Annotated in this window: 20 protein-coding genes; 10 read left to right on the forward strand and 10 right to left on the reverse strand. The window is 74.6% G+C overall.

Going from position 1 to position 16,955, the window contains the following annotated elements:
• Window positions 1-11: 11 nt before the first annotated feature.
• Window positions 12-821: a bifunctional 2-polyprenyl-6-hydroxyphenol methylase/3-demethylubiquinol 3-O-methyltransferase UbiG gene (locus tag KLI87_RS26595; protein ID WP_214619158.1), complete on the reverse strand. Its 810-nt coding sequence runs from the start codon at window positions 819-821 to the stop codon at window positions 12-14.
• Window positions 822-1,055: 234 nt separating this feature from the next.
• Between KLI87_RS26595 and KLI87_RS26600 the strand changes: the two genes are divergently transcribed.
• The 3 genes from KLI87_RS26600 to KLI87_RS26610 all read left to right on the forward strand — a co-directional run bounded on the left by KLI87_RS26600 (window position 1,056) and on the right by KLI87_RS26610 (window position 3,659).
• Window positions 1,056-1,784, forward strand: coding sequence for a carboxymuconolactone decarboxylase family protein (locus tag KLI87_RS26600; protein WP_214619159.1), 729 nt, complete (start codon window positions 1,056-1,058; stop codon window positions 1,782-1,784).
• Complete coding sequence (locus KLI87_RS26605) at window positions 1,777-2,454, forward strand: GNAT family N-acetyltransferase (protein ID WP_156216878.1); 678 nt, start codon at window positions 1,777-1,779, stop codon at window positions 2,452-2,454. Before KLI87_RS26600 ends, KLI87_RS26605 begins: the two co-directional genes overlap by 8 nt.
• Window positions 2,455-2,558: 104 nt before the next feature.
• Window positions 2,559-3,659, forward strand: coding sequence for a hypothetical protein (locus KLI87_RS26610; protein ID WP_214619160.1), 1,101 nt, complete (start codon window positions 2,559-2,561; stop codon window positions 3,657-3,659).
• A 399-nt stretch (window positions 3,660-4,058) separates the two neighbouring features.
• Here KLI87_RS26610 and KLI87_RS26615 read toward each other — a convergent pair whose 3' ends face one another.
• Both KLI87_RS26615 and KLI87_RS26620 read right to left on the reverse strand, forming a co-directional pair.
• The gene (locus tag KLI87_RS26615; protein WP_214619161.1) at window positions 4,059-4,892 is read right to left on the reverse strand and encodes an isocitrate lyase/phosphoenolpyruvate mutase family protein; all 834 of its coding nucleotides are present in this window, start codon (window positions 4,890-4,892) and stop codon (window positions 4,059-4,061) included.
• Between the two features lie 29 nt (window positions 4,893-4,921).
• Complete coding sequence (locus tag KLI87_RS26620) at window positions 4,922-5,422, reverse strand: MarR family winged helix-turn-helix transcriptional regulator (protein WP_214619162.1); 501 nt, start codon at window positions 5,420-5,422, stop codon at window positions 4,922-4,924.
• 91 nt (window positions 5,423-5,513) lie between these two features.
• On the opposite strand from KLI87_RS26620, the gene KLI87_RS26625 reads away from it, so the two are divergent.
• A complete protein-coding gene (locus tag KLI87_RS26625) occupies window positions 5,514-6,605 on the forward strand; it encodes an amidohydrolase family protein (protein ID WP_214619163.1) in 1,092 nt (363 codons plus the stop codon).
• 81 nt (window positions 6,606-6,686) lie between these two features.
• On the opposite strand, the gene KLI87_RS26630 is transcribed toward KLI87_RS26625, so the two are convergent.
• Complete coding sequence (locus KLI87_RS26630; RefSeq protein ID WP_214619164.1) at window positions 6,687-7,469, reverse strand: phosphodiesterase; 783 nt, start codon at window positions 7,467-7,469, stop codon at window positions 6,687-6,689.
• A 152-nt stretch (window positions 7,470-7,621) separates the two neighbouring features.
• Between KLI87_RS26630 and bioB the strand changes: the two genes are divergently transcribed.
• A complete protein-coding gene (gene bioB / locus KLI87_RS26635) occupies window positions 7,622-8,755 on the forward strand; it encodes a biotin synthase BioB (RefSeq protein ID WP_156216873.1) in 1,134 nt (377 codons plus the stop codon).
• A gap of 75 nt (window positions 8,756-8,830) precedes the next feature.
• On the opposite strand, the gene KLI87_RS26640 is transcribed toward bioB, so the two are convergent.
• Window positions 8,831-9,280 carry a hypothetical protein gene (locus KLI87_RS26640; protein ID WP_214619165.1) on the reverse strand — a complete coding sequence of 150 codons (450 nt, stop codon included), beginning with the start codon at window positions 9,278-9,280 and terminating at the stop codon, window positions 8,831-8,833.
• Window positions 9,281-9,414: 134 nt separating this feature from the next.
• Between KLI87_RS26640 and KLI87_RS41125 the strand changes: the two genes are divergently transcribed.
• On the forward strand, window positions 9,415-9,540 hold the full coding sequence (locus KLI87_RS41125; RefSeq protein WP_284734201.1) for a hypothetical protein: 126 nt from the start codon (window positions 9,415-9,417) through the stop codon (window positions 9,538-9,540).
• Between the two features lie 47 nt (window positions 9,541-9,587).
• Here the strand turns inward: KLI87_RS41125 and KLI87_RS26645 are convergent, their stop codons facing one another.
• Window positions 9,588-10,424: an oxidoreductase gene (locus KLI87_RS26645; protein ID WP_214619166.1), complete on the reverse strand. Its 837-nt coding sequence runs from the start codon at window positions 10,422-10,424 to the stop codon at window positions 9,588-9,590.
• 133 nt (window positions 10,425-10,557) lie between these two features.
• Between KLI87_RS26645 and KLI87_RS26650 the strand changes: the two genes are divergently transcribed.
• On the forward strand, window positions 10,558-11,247 hold the full coding sequence (locus KLI87_RS26650; RefSeq protein ID WP_214619167.1) for a TetR/AcrR family transcriptional regulator: 690 nt from the start codon (window positions 10,558-10,560) through the stop codon (window positions 11,245-11,247).
• Here the strand turns inward: KLI87_RS26650 and KLI87_RS26655 are convergent.
• The 3 genes from KLI87_RS26655 to KLI87_RS26665 all read right to left on the reverse strand — a co-directional run bounded on the left by KLI87_RS26655 (window position 11,227) and on the right by KLI87_RS26665 (window position 13,719).
• Window positions 11,227-12,600: a carotenoid oxygenase family protein gene (locus tag KLI87_RS26655; protein ID WP_308166187.1), complete on the reverse strand. Its 1,374-nt coding sequence runs from the start codon at window positions 12,598-12,600 to the stop codon at window positions 11,227-11,229. The two genes, KLI87_RS26650 and KLI87_RS26655, sit on opposite strands and share 21 nt — an antisense overlap.
• Window positions 12,601-12,721: 121 nt before the next feature.
• Window positions 12,722-13,399 (reverse strand): permease prefix domain 1-containing protein, encoded by a 678-nt coding sequence (locus tag KLI87_RS26660; RefSeq protein WP_214619168.1) that lies wholly within the window; start codon window positions 13,397-13,399, stop codon window positions 12,722-12,724.
• Window positions 13,396-13,719, reverse strand: coding sequence for a PadR family transcriptional regulator (locus KLI87_RS26665; protein WP_156216868.1), 324 nt, complete (start codon window positions 13,717-13,719; stop codon window positions 13,396-13,398). Before KLI87_RS26665 ends, KLI87_RS26660 begins: the two co-directional genes overlap by 4 nt.
• Window positions 13,720-13,791: 72 nt before the next feature.
• Between KLI87_RS26665 and KLI87_RS26670 the strand changes: the two genes are divergently transcribed.
• Window positions 13,792-14,226, forward strand: a complete 435-nt coding sequence (locus KLI87_RS26670; protein ID WP_214619169.1) for a hypothetical protein — start codon at window positions 13,792-13,794, stop codon at window positions 14,224-14,226.
• A complete protein-coding gene (locus KLI87_RS26675) occupies window positions 14,223-14,495 on the forward strand; it encodes a DUF3817 domain-containing protein (RefSeq protein ID WP_214619170.1) in 273 nt (90 codons plus the stop codon). The genes KLI87_RS26670 and KLI87_RS26675 overlap by 4 nt, the downstream gene beginning before the upstream one ends.
• Here KLI87_RS26675 and KLI87_RS26680 read toward each other — a convergent pair.
• Window positions 14,483-14,965, reverse strand: coding sequence for a MarR family winged helix-turn-helix transcriptional regulator (locus tag KLI87_RS26680; RefSeq protein WP_214619171.1), 483 nt, complete (start codon window positions 14,963-14,965; stop codon window positions 14,483-14,485). The genes KLI87_RS26675 and KLI87_RS26680 overlap by 13 nt on opposite strands.
• Window positions 14,966-15,050: 85 nt before the next feature.
• On the opposite strand from KLI87_RS26680, the gene KLI87_RS26685 reads away from it, so the two are divergent.
• On the forward strand, window positions 15,051-16,544 hold the full coding sequence (locus tag KLI87_RS26685; RefSeq protein WP_214619172.1) for an MDR family MFS transporter: 1,494 nt from the start codon (window positions 15,051-15,053) through the stop codon (window positions 16,542-16,544).
• Window positions 16,545-16,955 lie beyond the last annotated feature (411 nt).

The raw sequence follows: 16,955 nt of genomic DNA on the forward strand, positions 1-16,955 counted from the left end.
CCGCCGCTCGATCAGGCGGGGCGCAGGACGGTCAGCATGCGCCACGCGTCGGGGCCGGTGAGGGGAACGGCGTCCTCACCGGCCCCGAAGTCGCCGTACTGGGCCGCGACGGCGAGCCCGCCCGCCAGGCGGACCGCCGCGTCCACCTCGGTGGCCGTCCAGAACCGGTAGGGGACGACGTCGCGGATCACGCGCGGCTCCCGCCCGCCGGACCCGTCGCCGTCGATCGTCATCGTGACCTGGTCGTCGGAGACCTGGGTGATCGGGTCGAGCCGGTCCGAGGGCTCGCCCCAGCGCACGGTGGCGCGGACGCCGCCGCGTTCGACAGTCCAGCCCGTGCTCACGCTCGGCTCGTCGCCGCCGAGCCGGTCGCGCGGGTGCGACATCTCCACCACGTAGAGGCCGTCCGGGGCCAGGTGCGCGGCGACGCGGCGCAGGTGCGCGACGAACGCGTCCAGCGTCATCAGGTGGGACGTGGAGTCCAGCATGGTCACGACCAGGTCGAACCGCCGGCCGAGGTCGAACCGGGTCATGTCGTCCTGGACGACCTCCAGCGCGACCCCGGCGCGCCCGGCCTCGGCGGCGGCGTGGGCGCACATCGCCGGGTTCAGGTCGAGCGCGGTGGCGGTCAGGCCGCGGCGGGCCATCTCGCGGGCGTGCTCGGCGGGCCCGGCGGCCAGCTCCAGCACCGTCCGGACGGGGCCCGCGCCTTCAGGGCGGTGCTCGGCGCACCACGCGAGCAACACCTCCACCTCGGCGGGCACCTCGCGGAACGAGCACGCCAACTCGTACGCCCAGGGATCGTCATAGATGCCGGTCACCGGCCCATCCTGCCAGGGGGGAGAGCCGTTCCGGGGGGCGTGGGGGGCATCCGCCCACAAGAGACCGGACCGTTCCGGGCGGCGACGCGGTTCGGCCGGTTCGGATTCACCTGCCATTTCACCTGTCGTCGGAAGCGGCGCGCTGTTACGTAACCGCCATGTCCTCGTGTGCGCGGGGTTTCACATTCCGGACGGGGGTTGAGGCGACCGCGCCGACGGCCTAGCGTGCGGTAAGTGATCGACCCCGCGAACGGTGAGCACGTCAACGATCGACGCCCGGCCGGCCGGCGCGGGCGCGAGCCGGTCGCGACGCGCCTGCCGCTGTTGTTCCCCGGCTCGCTCGGCGACGAGCAGCGGGCCGTCTACGAGGCCGTGACCGGCGGTCCCCGCGCGGCCCGCCGTCCGGCGTTCCGGTTCATCGACGACGCGGGCCGGCTCCTCGGCCCCTTCAACGCGATGCTCTACAGCCCCTCGGTCGGCCTGCCGCTCCAGGACCTCGGCGCCGCGCTGCGCTTCCGCACCGCGTTCACCGGGCGGGAGCGGGAGATCGCGACGCTGGTCGTCGCCGCGCACCTGCGCTCGGACTTCGAGTGGTACGCCCACGAGCGCACCGGCCGCCGCGCCGGCCTCGGCGAGGACGAGATGGCCGCGCTGCGCGAGGGCCGCGCGCCGCTGTTCGCCGACGTCCGCGAGCGGGTGGTGTACGAGGCGGTCCGCCAGCTCGCCGCCGAGCGCGACCTCGGCGACGCCGTGTTCACCGAGGCGGTGGCGACGCTCGGCCGCGCCGCCGTCGTCGAGCTGGTCACGCTCGTCGGCTACTACTCGGCGCTGGCGCTCCAGCTGCGGGTCTTCCGGGTGGGTCTGCCGGACGGGGAGCCCGAGCCCCAGTGGCCGCCCGAGCCCGAGGCCGGGTGGCGACCGGGGGCCGGGTCGGGGTTCGCGTCGGAGGACGGGCATGAGTGAGCCGCTGCGGGCCGGGAGCGCCGTGCTGGGCCCCGGGAGCGCGGCGCCACGGGCCAGGAACGCGGTGCTGCGGACCGGACGGCTGGTCCTGCACCCGGTCGCCATGAGCGACCACCGCGCCCTGCACACGCACTGGACGGGCCCTCTCGTCCGGCGCCACCTGTTCGGCGACCAGGTGATCTCACCCGTGCAGGTCACCGGCATCATCGCCGCGAGCCAGCGGGACTTCGCGGTCGAGGGCTACGGGCTGTGGGCCCTGCGGCCGAGCGCGCCCGGCCTGTCCGGCCCGCACGGCCTCGGCGACCCGCACCGCCTGTCCGAGCCGCACGGCGCCCGGCTGGTCGGCGTGGCGGGCCTGCGCCGCCACGACGGCCCCGCGGGCGGCGCCGTCGACGTCGAGATCCTCTACAGCCTGGAGCCCGACCGCTGGGGCCAGGGCCTCGCGGTCGAGGCGTCCCGCGCGGTGCTCGGCTACGCGTTCGAGGTCGTCGGCCTGCGCCGCATCACCGCCGAGATCGACGTGAGCAGCGCCTCCTCGGCCGCCGTCGCCGAGCAGCTCGGCATGCGCCCCTGGCACGAGGGCTCCGACGGGCCGGACGGCGCGTCCTACGTCGCGGCCGAACGCACCCACTGGCTCCGGTCCCGCCGGGGGATCGACGCCGTCCCCTAGGGGCGTCGGCGCCGGCTCGGCACGTTGCGGGCCGGAGCGCAACGGGTTGGACGCGGCGGGCGGAAACGCGGCGGAATGTCGGAGGGACCTGGCATGATCCGGGCATGGTCAACACGACGTACCGGGGCCTGGCAGGCCGGCTGGTGGAGCTCGGCATGGCGTCCGAGGACGAGACCGCCGCGGCGCTCGCCGCGCTCGGCGAGCCGCCGCCCGGCCCCGACGACGAGCCGGAGGAGGCGGACGTCCTCGACGTCCTCGACGGGTGCGGCCTGGTCGTGTGGGCGCACGCGGGCGGCGTCGACGACCTGGAGGACGGCTACCGCGAGATCCTGGAGAGCGCCGCCGAGTGCGGCGGCAGCGTGCGGATCGCCGACGTCGAGCTGGTCGAGGACGAGGACGGCGAGGAGAGCCTGCACTTCCTGCGCGACGGCGAGCCGGTGTGGTGGGTCGTCGAGCACGAGTCGGGGGAGCACCTCGACCTGCTGACCGTGATGGAGTGCATCGACGACCTCGAACCCGGCGGCGCCGACCCCCGGATGTTCTACGCGCTGCCCGGCGAGGACGCCGAGGACGACGACGTGTACGTGCTCGCGACGCCCGCGCAGGCGCGCGTCCTGCACGACGAGTTCGGCCTCGACCTGGAGGGCCTCGACCGCGTGAAGCCGCCGCGCGCCGACCCGCCGACGGCCGAGGCCGGCACCCCCGACTGGTACATGCAGAGCGACCGCGCCCGCATGACCGGCCCCGCCCGCGAGTACCTCGACGACTGGACGTCGGGCATGGCCGAGGCGCTCGACCGGTGGCGCGCCGAGTTCCTGCCCGAGGCGTTCCCCTTCGACTTCTCGCCCGCCTCGCTGGACGCCCTGGAGCCGCTCGTCCTGGAGCGCCACACCGACTGGGACTCGGTCATCGTCGCGGGAACCGACCCGTTCGTGTCCGGCGCCGTCCGCTACCTGGGCGAGTCGATGCTGCGCGAGGTGCCGAGCCGCTGGGGCTACCAGGACCTCGGCCTGTCCGACTCCTACGACCGGATCCCGATGATCCGGTCGAACACGCCGCTCGGCTTCACCCAGACCGTCGTCCCGCTCCACCGCCTGGCCGCGCTGGCGAAGGAACGGGAACGCGGCATGCTCGCCGAGTCGTCCCGCTTCCTGCAGGACGCCGTCGACTCCCACAGCAAGGCCGTCGCCGCCCGCCGCGACTGACCGCGCTCCCGCCGCCCCGCGTTTCGGAAAGACCGAACCTGCCCCAACGAGCAGGCTCGGCGGTGATGCGCCGCCCGGTCGCGAGAGCGTCGCTGGTCGGAGGCGATACGGCTGTCGCGGTCGCTGGACGGACCGCGCGTGCCTCAAGGCGGCAGGGATCGGGCTGTCGGCCTCCAGGACGTCGTCGTCGTGAGGATCGTTCTCGGCACCCGCCGGCGACGACCTCGCGGGGCGTGGTGACTCATGGCGGCAGGGATCGGCTGTCGGCCTCCAGGACGTCGTCGTCGTGAGGATCGTTCTCGGCACCCACCGGCGACGACCTCGCGGGGCGTGGGCCTCAAGGCGTTGCAGGAGGTCGGTGCCACCGGCGCCGGTCCTTGAGGGCCTCGCCGACCCTTGTCACGGCGCCAGGAGGTCCTGGATCTCCTGGTAGGACGGGACGGGAAACTCCGTCCCGCTCCTGCCGTCCTCGCCCGCGCCGGGCGGGCCGGAGGCGTCCAGGACGGATGGGGCCGCGGCGACGGTCTCCAGAGCCGCGGCGACCGTGGCCTGGAGCGCCCTGCGGAACAGCAGCGACCCGAGGCTCACCCGGTGCACGCCGAGTTCCGCGAGCCGCGCGTACTCGGCCTTGCCCGGAATGAGCAGGACGTTGAGCGGCACGTCCACGGCGTCCAGCACGGCGCGGATGTCGCCGTCGGCGACGACGGACGGGACGAACACGCCGTCGGCGCCCGCGTCCGCGTACCCGCGCACCCGGCGCAGCGTCTCCGGGCGGTCGGGGTCGCCCTCGCCCAGCCAGAACGTGTCCGTGCGCGCGTTGAGGAACACCTCGGGCGCGGCCTCCTTCACCGCCTGGATGGTCTCGATCTGGTGGCCGAGCGGCGTGAGCGTCCCGTCCGCGCGCCCGTCCTCCAGGTTGACCCCGGCGACCCCGTATCCGGCGAGTTCGGCGACCAGCCTTCCGACCTCCTCGGGACGGGAGGAGAAACCGCCCTCGATGTCGACGGTGACCGGCACCGGGAGCCGGGCGAGCGACCGGGCCAGCGCGAGCGTCTCGGCGCGGGTGCCGCCCGCCGCGTCGGGCTTCCCGGCCGCGGCCGCGACCCCGAGGCTCGTCGTGCCGACCGCGGGGAAGCCCGCCCGCGCCAGCGCGGCGCCGGTCGCGAAGTCCCACGCGTTGGGCAGCAGCAGCGTGCGGTCCGCGCGGTGCAGACTCCTGAACCGGTCGTTCATCCGGTGCCCCCTCGTCTCCACGTCCCAGGCTAGGGGCGATTCGTTTCGGTGCCGGTCGAAGCGTCGTCCGCGCGGGACAGAATGCCCGTGAGCAGCGTGACGAGGCGCTCCCGGTCGGCGGGGGAGAGCCAGCCGAACAGGCGGGCGCTCAGCTCGTCCGCCGTCGCCGCCGACACGCGCGCGTGGTGGCGGCCCTCGGCGGTCAGCTCGATCGCGTAGGCGCGCCGGTCGTGCTCCGCGCGCCTGCGGACGGCGAGGCCCAGCCGCTCCAGCTCGTCCATGATCCGGACGACGGCGGACTTGTCCAGGCCGAGCAGCGCCCCGAGCCCGCGCTGGCTGGTCGGCCCCGCCCGGTCGAGGGCGACCAGGACGCCGAAGTGCCGGGTCTCGATGCCGAGCGGGCGCAGTTCGGCGTTCAGCGCGGACCGCGCCGCGTCGTGCGCGGAGGCGAGCAGCAGCCCCAGCGCCTTGTCGTCGGACCGGGGATCGCCCAGCGCCGTCGGCGCGGGTCCCGGAGGTTCGGTGGCCACGCCCCAAGTTTAGGGCGGAACGATATGGTCTCAGTCGAGACAGTCTCATATACTCCCTTTCGGGCGGCTGTCATCGACACCGAGGAGAGACATGCATGCCGAGGAAAGCGACCGGACGTCCACCGGGCCGAGCCGTCGAGGTGTGATCCGGACGACCGCCCTGGCCTCCGCGACCGCCGCCGTCACCGGCCTGGGCCCGGCGCGGGCCGCCTTCGCCGGAAACGGGCCGCGCGGGGGGCGGATCGACACCCACCACCACGCGCTCCCGCCCGCGATGCGGCGATGGGCCGTCGACCACGGCCTCCTGCCGCCCGAGGGCGGCCCGCGCTGGGGGGACTGGGACCTCTCGAAGACCCTCGACACGATGGACGCCGTCGGCATGCAGGCGGGCGTGGCCTCGGCCCCCGCGCCGCCCACGGCGTTCCGCGACCGGGAACTCGCCGTCGCCGGCACGCGCGTGTTCAACGAATCGCTGGCCGACCTGGTGCGGGACCATCCCACCCGGTTCGGGTTCTTCGCCTACCTCCCGCTGCTCCACGTGGACGTGGCGCTCAAGGAGGCCGCGTACGCGCTGGACGAGCTGGGCGCCGACGGCGTCCTGATGATGGACAACGCCGACGGCCGCTACCTGGGCGACCCGGCGTTCGAGCCGCTGTTCGCCGAGCTGGACAGGCGGGGCGCCGTCGTGTTCACCCATCCCGTCGGGCTCGCGGACGCGCGTCCCGTGCCGGGGATCGAGGAGTGGGTCGCCGACTTCATGCTGGACACCACCCGGACGGCCCTCAGCCTCATCGCCGCGGGGACCCTCGACCGCTACAAGCGGCTGTCGGTGATCCTCTCCCACGCGGGCGGCTTCCTGCCCTACATCGGCGGACGCGTCGAGCACGCCGGACGGCAGGGCGAGGGGCCGAGCCCCGAGGCGTTCCGGCGGGCGGTCCGGCGGTTCTACTACGACACCGCGACGCCCGTCTCGCCGTACTCGACCCCGACCCTGCTGGCCGCCGCCGGGCACGGGCGGCTGCTCTTCGGTACCGACTGGCCCCAGGTCCTCGCCCCCGAGGTCGCCCTGGCCACCGAGACGCTCGACCGGGACCCCGCCCTGAACGGCAAGGCGCACGCCGCCGTCAACCGCGGCAACGCCCTCCGCCTGCTGCCGACCCTGGCCAAGCGCCTGGGGGCCTGACCCGCGGAACCGCTCGACGGGACCGCCGCGCCGGGACGGCGCGGCGCGGCGGTCCGCCGCCCGGCGGTGTGCGCGGGCCGGTCAGACGGTCCGGTAGTGGGTGGTCAGCCGCAGGTCGTCGTGCAGGACGTGCAGCGCGAAGCCCGGCGGCGCCTCAAGGTCGACGATGCCCTCCTCGCCCGGCAGCCGGAGCGTGGACACGACGCCGGGCGCGACGAGCAGGGGCCGTCCGGCGAACATGGTCGCCGCGGACGTGTGCGCGTGCCCGCACAGGACGGCCACGACCTGCGGATGCCGTGCGAGGACGTCGGCCAGCCCGTGCTCGCCGAACTGCCGGATGGCGTCCACATAGGGGATGTGCAGCGGGACGGGCGGGTGGTGGAAGCAGACGAACGCCGGGACGCCGGGCCGTTCGCCGAGCGCCGCGTCCAGCCAGGCGAGCGTCTCCTCGTCCAGGAGACCGCGGTCCTCGCCGGGGACCGTCGAGTCGCACATCGCGAACACCGCGCCCGCGACCTCGTGCACCTGGTTGACAGGGCCGTTCCGGGGGGTGTGGGGGGTCGGCCCCCCACGAGAGACGGGCCCGGTCTCCGGAAGGCCGTCCATGGATTCTCCTAGCAGCACCTCCCGGTAGGGGCGCCGCCGGTCGTGGTTGCCGGGGCACATCAGCATCGGATGCGGCGATGCCAGCACCTCGCGGGCCCGCTCGTACTCCGCCGGTTCGCCGTGGTCGGCGATGTCCCCGGTCAGCAGGACGGCGTCGAGCGGCAGCGTGTCCAGGTGGGCCATGACGCGCCGGGCGCGCTCGTCCGCGCGGTCCCCGCCGTCCAGATGGGTGTCGCTGAGCTGGGCGAAAACAATCATGTCGCGAACCTAGGCCGCGCCCCGTCCCGGCTGAAGATCCACTTCCGGGGGAAAACGGCGGGGCCACTTCCAACCTCCTACAAAGCCGCCCGTCCGGGTTTGTCGGCCGTACGCCTTGGCCGGGCGCCGGGGCCCGGCGAGGATCGTCCACCATGAGCCTTCTGGAGACGATGGCCGACAAGGGACTGCGGCGCGAGCCGCCGACGCGTGCCGAGGCGCTGGCGGTGCTGGCGACCTCCGACGACGACCTGCTCGACGTGGTGGCCGCGGCGGGCCGCGTCCGGCGCCACTGGTTCGGGCGCCGTGTCAAGCTGAACTACCTGGTCAACCTGAAGTCCGGGCTGTGCCCCGAGGACTGCACCTACTGCTCACAGCGGCTCGGCTCCAAGGCCGACATCCTCACCTACACCTGGTTGAAGCCCGAGCAGGCCGCCGACGCCGCGGCGGCCGGGATGGCGGCGGGCGCCAAGCGCGTGTGCCTCGTCGCGAGCGGGCGCGGCCCGACCGACCGCGACGTCGGCCGCGTCGCCGACACGATCGCCGCGATCAAGGACCGCAGCCCGGACGTCGAGATCTGCGCGTGCCTCGGCTTCCTCGGGGAGGGCCAGGGCGAGCGGCTGCGCGAGGCTGGCGCCCACGCCTACAACCACAACCTGAACACCTCCGACGCCCAGTACGCCGACATCTGCACCACGCACGACTTCAGCGACCGCGCCGACACGGTCCAGCGGGCGCAGGCGGCGGGGCTGTCGCCCTGCTCGGGCCTCATCGCCGGGATGGGCGAGACCGACGAGGACCTGGTGGACGTCGCCTTCGCCCTCCGCGGCCTGGACGTCGACTCCGTCCCCGTCAACTTCCTCATCCCGTTCGAGGGGACCCCGCTGGCCGGGCGGTGGTCGCTGACCCCGCAGCGCTGCCTGCGCATCCTCGCGATGGTCCGGTTCGTCTGCCCGGACGTGGAGGTGCGGCTCGCCGGCGGCCGCGAGATCCACCTGCGCAGCCTGCAGCCGCTCGCCCTGCACATCGTCAACTCGATCTTCCTCGGCGACTACCTCACCAGCGAGGGCCAGGCCGGGAAGGCCGACCTCGACATGATCGCCGACGCGGGCTTCGAGGTGGAGGGCGCGGACGTGCCCACCATGCCCGGGCACCGCCGCGAGGGATCCGCCGCGCCCGAGGCCGAGGCCGAGCCGGTGTCCGACGCGGAACCGGCGCCGGCCGGTCACGCCGACCTCGTCGCCGTGCGCCGCCGCGGCGCCGGAACCGACCTGCCCCCGAACGCCTGACCGACCCCCGCGCGCCGACCGCTCGCGAACACCTGAGCCCCGGGCCGGACCCCCTCCCGCCCGGGGCTGCTTCGGTCAGCGGTTGGCGGCGATCGCGCCCGGTTGCCACCAGGTGAAGGAATGGATGTACCGGATGCCGTCGCGCGCGGGACGGCGCCCGTAGGTGAGGGCGATGATCCCGTGGCCGTCCCCGCCGGGCGCCCCCCGCTCACCGGAGCCCGGCAGCGAGGGGGCGGCGTCGCGGACCTCGGTCAGGAGCAGGCGCGCGGACGCGCGGAGCTCCAGCCGCAGCTCGATCGGTCCCCACCCCCGGACGTTCGCGCGTGCGAGGACGTCGTGGACGAGGGCCGTCAGGTGATCGGTGAGGTCGCCGGCGGCCGAGCCGACGCCCCAGCTCTGCAGGGTGTGGTGGATCGCCTGGCGGGTGTGCTTGGTCATCGCCCGCCCGCTCGGCAGGCGCCAGCGGCCCGTGTGCAGGGCCGCTCCCGGATCGGCTTCGGCACGGTCAGGCGTGGACGGGGTCACGGCGGCCATCCGTTTCGAACGGGCCCGGCCCGCGACGGGCCTGCCGGCCGGTGTCGCGGGACCGTGTGCGAGGTGGTCGTGTCGCCCCTGTTTTGCCCGGTGTCGGCATGGTCATGCGGGCAAATCCCCCGGACATGCGACGCCAGGACGAACGGCATCGAACGGCGTCGGGGCCGCGCGACGCCGGCACCGTCCGGAGCCAGGGCGGCGAGGCGCTCCGCGAGGCCGGGGCCGTGGGCGGTGGGCACGGCTCCGAGTGAGGTGACGTCCCCCTGGGCCGGGGTGACACCTGCCGGGGTGGCAGGCGTCACCCCGGCAGGCGGACACCGCGCTTCATGAGCGCGTCGTAGGCGCGGTCGCGCAGCAGCCTGCGGGTCATGATCATCGAGCCGGACCCGCGGCCGACGCGGTAGCGGGTCTTCGGGCGCCGGGCGGTCGCCGCCTCGGCGATGGCGTCGCCGACCACGGCGGGCCGCGAGGAGATGACGCCGCCCGGCCGCGAGCTTGTTTCCAGGATCCTGGCCATCGCCTCGGCCTGCTCGGCGTAGGCGCCCCGGCCGGAGGTGGCGCGCAGCCTCCCGGCCGCGATCGCGCCCCACTCGCTGCGGATGGAGGCGGGCTCGATGACGACGACGTCGATGCCGAACCGCGCCGCCTCCAGGCGCAGCGCGTCGCTGAGGCCCTCCACGGCGTACTTGCTGGCGTGGTACCACGCGCCCAGGGGCGTGGCCAGGCGGCCGCCGACCGAGCTGACGTTCACGATGGTGCCGGCGCGCCGGGCGCGCATGTGCGGCAGCACGAGCCGGGTCATGCGGGCCAGGCCGAACAGGTTCACGTCGAGCTGGGCGCGGGCCTCGTCCGGGGGGACGTCCTCCAGCGCACCGTAGGAGCCGTAGCCCGCGTTGTTGACCAGCACGTCGACGCGGCCCTCCGCCGCGACGATCTCGGCGACCGCCCGCTCGGCCGAGGTCTCGCTGGTGACGTCGAGGGAGAGCGTGCGCACGCCCGAGGCCGCCAGGCGCTCCATCCGGTCGGTGCGCCGGGCCGCGCCGAAGACGGTGAAGCCCTTCCGGTGGAGCCGGTACGCCGCCGCCTCGCCGATGCCGGAGGAGGCGCCGGTGACCAGGGCTACCTTGTTCGCCATCCCACTTCCGTCCGTCGCCGTGCTCCGCGCGGCCCGTCGCGCCGCCGGGGCGCGGACCGCCGAACAGACCGCCGGTCTCTTGCACCCTATCCCCGGGCGCATGCAAGAGACCACTAGTCTGTAATGTGGTGCTATGGCCACCTTTCAGCGCGCCAGGACCCAGGAGCAGCGCGAGGTCCGGCGGCGGAGCATCCTCGCGACGGCGGCGGCGATGCTGGGGGAGATGCCGGTCTCGGCGGTGAGCCTGAACGAGCTGAGCCGCCGCGTGGGCCTGGCCAAGTCGAACGTCCTGCGCTACTTCGAGTCGCGCGAGGCGATCCTGCTCGACCTGCTCGCCGCCCAGACCCGCGACCTGCTGGCGGAGCTGGACGACCGGCTCCCCGCGCGCATCGACCGGGCGGGGGCCGTCGGCACGCGTGCCGAGGCGCTCGCCTCAGGTCTGGCCACCTCGTTCGCGTCGCACGAGATGCTCTGCGAACTGCTCGGCGCCCAGGCCGGGATCCTTGAGCGCAACATCTCCACCGAGGCGGCGGTGCGGTGCAGACGGGAAACGCGCGAGGTTCTCGCCGATCTGGCCGCGCTGTCGCGGCGGGTTCTGCCCGAACTCGGTGACCGGCAGGCCACCGAGGCGGCCGCCATGACGCTCGTCCTCGTCGCCGCGCTGTGGACGCACACCCGTCCGGCGCCCGCCGTGCGCGCCGCCTGCGACGCCGACCCGAGCCTGGCCGTCCTCGTTCCGTCCTTCACCGCGGCGCTCGAACGCTCGCTCACGGTCTTCTTCACCGGCCTGCTCTCCGACCCCTCAGCCGTCCTCGGGGGCTGAGGCGATCCAGGAGCCGTGGAAGCCCGCCGGGACGCCTCGCGGGAGGTCCACGGCGGCGACGGGGCGGACGTCCGCCGCGTCCAGGACGAGGAGCCGGGAGGCCGCGCCGTCGCGGGCGGTGGCGATGGCCATCAGCCAGCCGTCGTCCTCGCCGCCCGGGTCGTCCCTGGGGACGAAGACCGCCTCGCCGATCATGGTGTCCGGGCCGAGGCCGTGGGAGACGGCCGCGCCCGTGGCGGTGTCGTACTTGACGATCGCGCACTCGTCCCGGCTGAGGGGCTCGGTGCCGGTGACGGCGTAGAGGTGGCGGGCGGGGCGGCCGGTCCGCCCGTCGTTCAGGGTGGGGAACTCGACGGCGCGGTCGTCGAGGGGATGTTCGGTCACGGTGCCGCGGCGGGGGTCGAGCGTCCAGCGGTGGAGGTGGGCGCGCCCGACCGGGGGAGCGTCCAGGGCCGGCATCACGGTCCGGGAGAGGACGTCCCACATGGCCGTGAACTCGGCGGGGGAGTAGCGGACGGCGTCGAGGACGATCCGTCCGTCCCGCTCGTGGGCGTTGCCGACGTGGAAGACGAAGCAGGGGTCGATGTCGAACCACTGGACCGCCGCGTCCGGGACGTCGTGCCGCATGACGCCGAGCCGCGCGCCGTACGCCTCGTCCCAGCCGTAGGGGATGGCGCGGTCGAGCAGGGCACGCTGGAAGGTCATCGGCAGGTCGAGCCAGACGACGTGGTGCTCGGTGACGGCGAAGTCGTGCATCAGCGTCGGGCCCGGCACCGCGACCTCGCGGCTGTGGACGAGGCGTCCCGACGCGTCGAGCCGATGGTAGGTGAGCAGCGGCGGGCGCATCCCGTAGCCGAAGAAGTGCAGGTCGCCGGTGGCCGGGTCCTGCTTGGGGTGCGCGGTCATCGCGGTGGACAGCGCGCCGCCGAAGTCGCAGGGGCCGACGGTGGACAGGTCGGGCGCGACCTCGTAGGGCAGGCCGATCTCCACGAGCGCGAGGATCCGGTCGGCGTGGTGGATCACGTGCGTGTTGGCGGACGGCGCGGTGAGGTCGAACGTGCCGTCCGGACGGACGAGCGAGCGCCCCTCGAAGGAACCCGTCCGCACCCAGCGGTTGCGGTACCACTCGGCGCGGCCGTCGCGCAGGCGCACGCCGTGCAGCATCCCCGGACCCACCTGGAAGTGCCTGCTGGTCGTCCCGGGCAGGGCGTTGGGGCCGTTGCGGATGTAGCGGCCGTCCAGCTCGGGCGGCAGCGTGCCGGTGACGGGCAGGTCGCGGGCCTCGATCTCGTCGGGGACGGACCTGAGGTAGCCGGGCAGTTCGAACCTCGCGACCGTTTCGGCGTCGATCACCGCAGACCCCCGTGGTCCGGTGGGACGGCGCCCCGTACGTCGTCGAGGCCACCCAGCCTCCGCCTCCGCGCGGCGGTTGTCACCAGGTTTTCGCGGCGGCGCGGCGCTCGGAGGACGGAGGCTAGGCGCGTGCGCAGTGGCGGCAGGTCCGGGCGGAGGCCGTCACCCCGGCGTGGGACACGGCGGTGAGGGCGCCCGCGACCGCCATCAAGGGCCAGTTCGCGGCCGGCGCGGCGGCGGTGAGCAGGGCGAGGGCCCCGATCCCCATCGCGACTCCGGCGGCGGTGCCGGACCAGGCGACGGCGAGGGGCAGCCGCCGGGGCGTCGGCAGCCGGCGGGCGAGCGGGCCGGTCGCGGTCAGCGCGACGGCGGCCAGCAGCGCGGCGGCGGCCGCGACGCAGCCGAGGTGCACCGACAGCAGCCGCAGCGGCCAGCCGCCGCCCGGCCCGGACGTCCAGGTCAGGAACCAGCAGCCGGCCAGGAACGGGACGGTCAGCGCCGCGACCCGGCCGGTGTGCCTGGCCTGCGCGATCGTCAGCTCCCGCTGGCAGCCGGGGACCAGCTCGTCGGCCGTGCCGAACTCCTGGACCGCCCTGCGCACGGCGTCCGGGTAGGGGACGCCCTCGCCGGTGTGCGCGGCGACCGTGTCGGCGAGGCCGTCCCGGATCTCCTCGACCATGCGGGCCTTGAGGCGGGACGGGCCGCGCAGCGCGCCCGTGAGGGCCGCCGCGTAGTCCTCGATCGGGTCGCGGGCCTCGGCGGGTCGCGCGCCCGGTGCCGTAGGGCCGGGGGCGGTCATGTCGCCGGGTTCAGGACGGAGCCGATCGCGGCCGTGAACTCGTTCCACGCGGTCCGCTCGGTGGCGAGGGCGCGGGCGCCCGCGTCGGTGAGCGCGTAGCGGCGGCGCCGCCGCTCGCCGACCGCGTCCCAGCTGCTGCTCAGCAGGCCGAGCCGCTCCAGCCGCTGCAGCGCGGGGTAGATCGTGCCCGTGCGCAGCTCCAGCGCGCCGCCGCTGCGCCGCTGCACGGCGGTGATGATCGCGTAGCCGTGCAGCGGGCCCGGTTCGAGCACGGCCAGCAGCAGCCCGTCCAGATGTCCTCGTACGGCGTCCGCCCTCATAGGTAGGCAGCCTACACAAGTTTCGCGTAGGCGTGGTATGTATTGGCAGCCAACACATATGGGGGTTCGCTGATGACCAAACTGCTGCTGTCGGTGCACGTCCTCGCGGCGATCCTGGCGATCGGGCCGATCGCCGTCGCCGCCTCGCTGTTCCCGCGGCTCGTCCGCACCGCCGCGCCCGGGGAGGGGACGCCGGCGTTCCTGCACCGGATCTGCCGCGCCTACACCGCCGTCGGGGTGGCGGTCCCGGCCTTCGGGGTCGCGACCGGCGCGCGGCTCGGCGTGCTCACCGACGCCTGGCTGATCACCTCGATCGTGCTGACCGTGATCGCGGCGGGCGTTCTCGGGCTGGCGATCCTGCCGGGGCAGCGGCGGCTGCTGGCGGTGGAGGCGCCGGACCCCGCCGCGGCGGTCCGGCTCGCCGCCGTCACCGGCGTGTTCAACCTGCTGTGGGCGGTCGTCGTCGTGCTGATGATCGTCCGCCCCGGCTCGACGACGGGGGCGTGACCGCCGTGCGCGCACTGCGGATCGCGGCCCTGGTCGAGGCCGCCTCGCTCGCCGTCCTGCTCGTCAACCTCGTCACCGTCCACCTGGGGGCGATCAGCTCGGCCACCGGCCCGCTGCACGGGACGGCCTACCTGGCGGTCATCGTGCTCACGCTGATGACACCGCCGCCCAGCGGGCGCTGGTGGTCCCTGGTGCCGGGGATCGGGGGGCTGCTCGTCCTGCGGAAGTTCCCGGACCCCCGGGAGGCCGCCGAGGGTCAGCCCTCGTAGGTCTGGACGAAGCGGGCCAGCAGGCGCGCGAACTCGGACCGCTCCGTGTCCGTCCAGCCGGACATGGCCCTGGCGAAATGATCCTGGCGGGTGCGGCGCGTGGCCTCGACGATCGAGCGGCCCGCCGCGGTGAGCTCCAGGTGGATGCGGCGGCCGTCCTCCTGGGACGCGACGCGGCGGACGTAGCCGAGCTTGACGGACTCGGCGACGATGCGGCTGCCTCGGGAGGCGTCGACGCCGAGCCGGGAGGCGACCAGGCCGACGCTCATTTCCTGGCACGCGTCGTCGGGGCCCTCGTCGATCACGTCGACGACATGCAGGACCTGCACGTCCACCGGGAGGTTGTGCTCCCGGATCGCCGCCCTGCCGAGCCGCTGGCGCGACATGCCCCGGCGCAGCTTCACCATGCTCCGCTCGACCGCGTCGAGCGGCTCGGCCGTCCCGGGTGACTCGTCCCCCTTCTCGTTCATGGAGGCAGTCTAGCGCTCCGCTTGCGCATCTCATCTATATGCTCTTAGCATCTACCTGCCTTGAGCAGGTAGATGAGGGGTGCATATGATGGTCTCCGACGAGATGGGCCACCGGGACCGGCTGGTGGTGTTCTGGGGGCTGATGCTCGCCGGGCTGATGTCCTCGCTGGACGCGACCGTGCTCGGCACCGCGCTGCCGGCGATCGTGGGCGACCTCGGCGGCCGGGACGGGCTCGCGTGGGTGTCGACCGCGTACGTGCTGGCCACGAGCGTGGCCGTCCCGCTGTCGGGACGGCTCGGCGACCTGTTCGGGCGCAGGGTCGTGCTGCTGACCGGGCTGCTGGCGTTCCTCGCCGGTTCGGCGGCGTGCGGCGCGGCGCCGTCCATGGGGTGGCTGATCGCGTTCCGCGCGGTCCAGGGCGTGGGCGGCGGATGCCTGATGAGCTCGATGTTCGCGCTGACCGGCGAGCTGTTCGAGCCCCGGGAGCGGGCCCGCTACCAGGGCTACTCGGCGCTGGTCTTCGCGGTGTCGAGCGTCGCGGGGCCGCTGGCGGGCGGGTTCCTCACCGACCACGCCTCCTGGCGGTGGGTGTTCTACGTGAACCTGCCGCTCGGCGTGGCCGCGCTCGCGACGACGGTGCTGTTCCTGCGGCTCCCCAGGCCGGAGCGGGCGCCGCGGATCGACTACCTCGGGATCGTGCTGCTCGGCGCCGCCGTCACCTGCTTCACGCTGTTCACGAGCTGGGCCGGGACGCGGTACGCGTGGGGCTCACCGGTCGTCCTCGCGCTCGGGGCCGGCGCGGTGGCGCTGTTCGCGGTGTGGGTGCTCGCGGAGCGGCGCGCGGCCGAGCCGGTCGTCCCGCCGAGGCTGTTCCGCGACCGGTCCTTCGCCGTGGCGTGCGCCGTCGCGGCCGTGGGCGGCGCGACCGGCTTCGGGCTGGCCACCTACCTGCCGATGTTCTTCCAGGTTGTCGGAGGAGCGGGGGCCACCGAGTCAGGGCTGTTGCTGCTGCCCATGATGCTCGGCCTGCTCGCCTCCTCGATGGGCGCCGGGCGCTACATCGCCCGGACGGGCCGCTACCACCGGCTGCCCGCCGCGAGCATGGTCGTCAGCGCGGCCGGGGTGGCGCTGCTGGCCACGATGGACACCGGTACCACTCCGGCCACCGCCGGGGTCTACATGGCGGTGCTGGGGTTCGGCGCCGGGCTGTCGCAGCAGGTCGTGCTGCTCGTCGCGCAGAACGCCGCGCCGCGCGCCGACCTCGGCGCGGCGAGCGCGGGCGTGTTCGCGACCCGGATGCTCGGGACGGCGGCGGGCATGGCGGTGTTCGGCGGCATCGTGTCCAGCCGGTTCGCCGAGGAGATCGGCCGCCGCGTCCCGGCCGGGGGCGCCCCGCCGTTCGAGGACGCCGTCCGGCCCGGGGTGCTGGACACGCTCCCCGGACCGGTCCGCGACGGCGTCGCCGAGGCGTTCGCGGCCGCGTTCTCCGACCTGTTCCTCACCGCCCTGCCGCTGCTCGCGCTGGGCACCGCCGCCGCGACGCTCCTCCGACACGTCCCCCTGACCCCCCACAAATGAAGCCCCCACAGATCCCGCGCCCCCCGCAGGTCCCCCTCCGCCCCGCGTTCCGCGTCGACCGCCGGTTCCCCCTCCGCCCCGCGTTCCGCGTCGACCGCCGGTCCCTCTCCGCCCCGCGTTCCGCGTCGACCGCCGGTTCCGCCTCCACCGCGGGTTCGGCGCCGGCCACGGATCCGGCGTCCACCGCGAGTTCCGCCTGAGTCGCGAGGTCTGCGCTCTCCGCTGGTTCTGCGTCCCCTGCGGGTGCGGCGTCGACCGCGGGTTCCGCCTCCGTCACGAGTTCTCCGGCCGCTACGGGTTTCGCGCCCCCGCGGGTTCTGCCTCCGTCGCGGGTTCCGCGCTCACCGTGCGTTCGTGTCCGTCGCGTGATCGGCATCCAGCGCCGGCTCTGGGTCCACCGCAGGGCCTGCG

It is taken from the genome of Actinomadura sp. NEAU-AAG7, assembly GCF_018603865.1.
Classification (GTDB): Bacteria; Actinomycetota; Actinomycetes; order Streptosporangiales; family Streptosporangiaceae; genus Spirillospora; species Spirillospora litoris.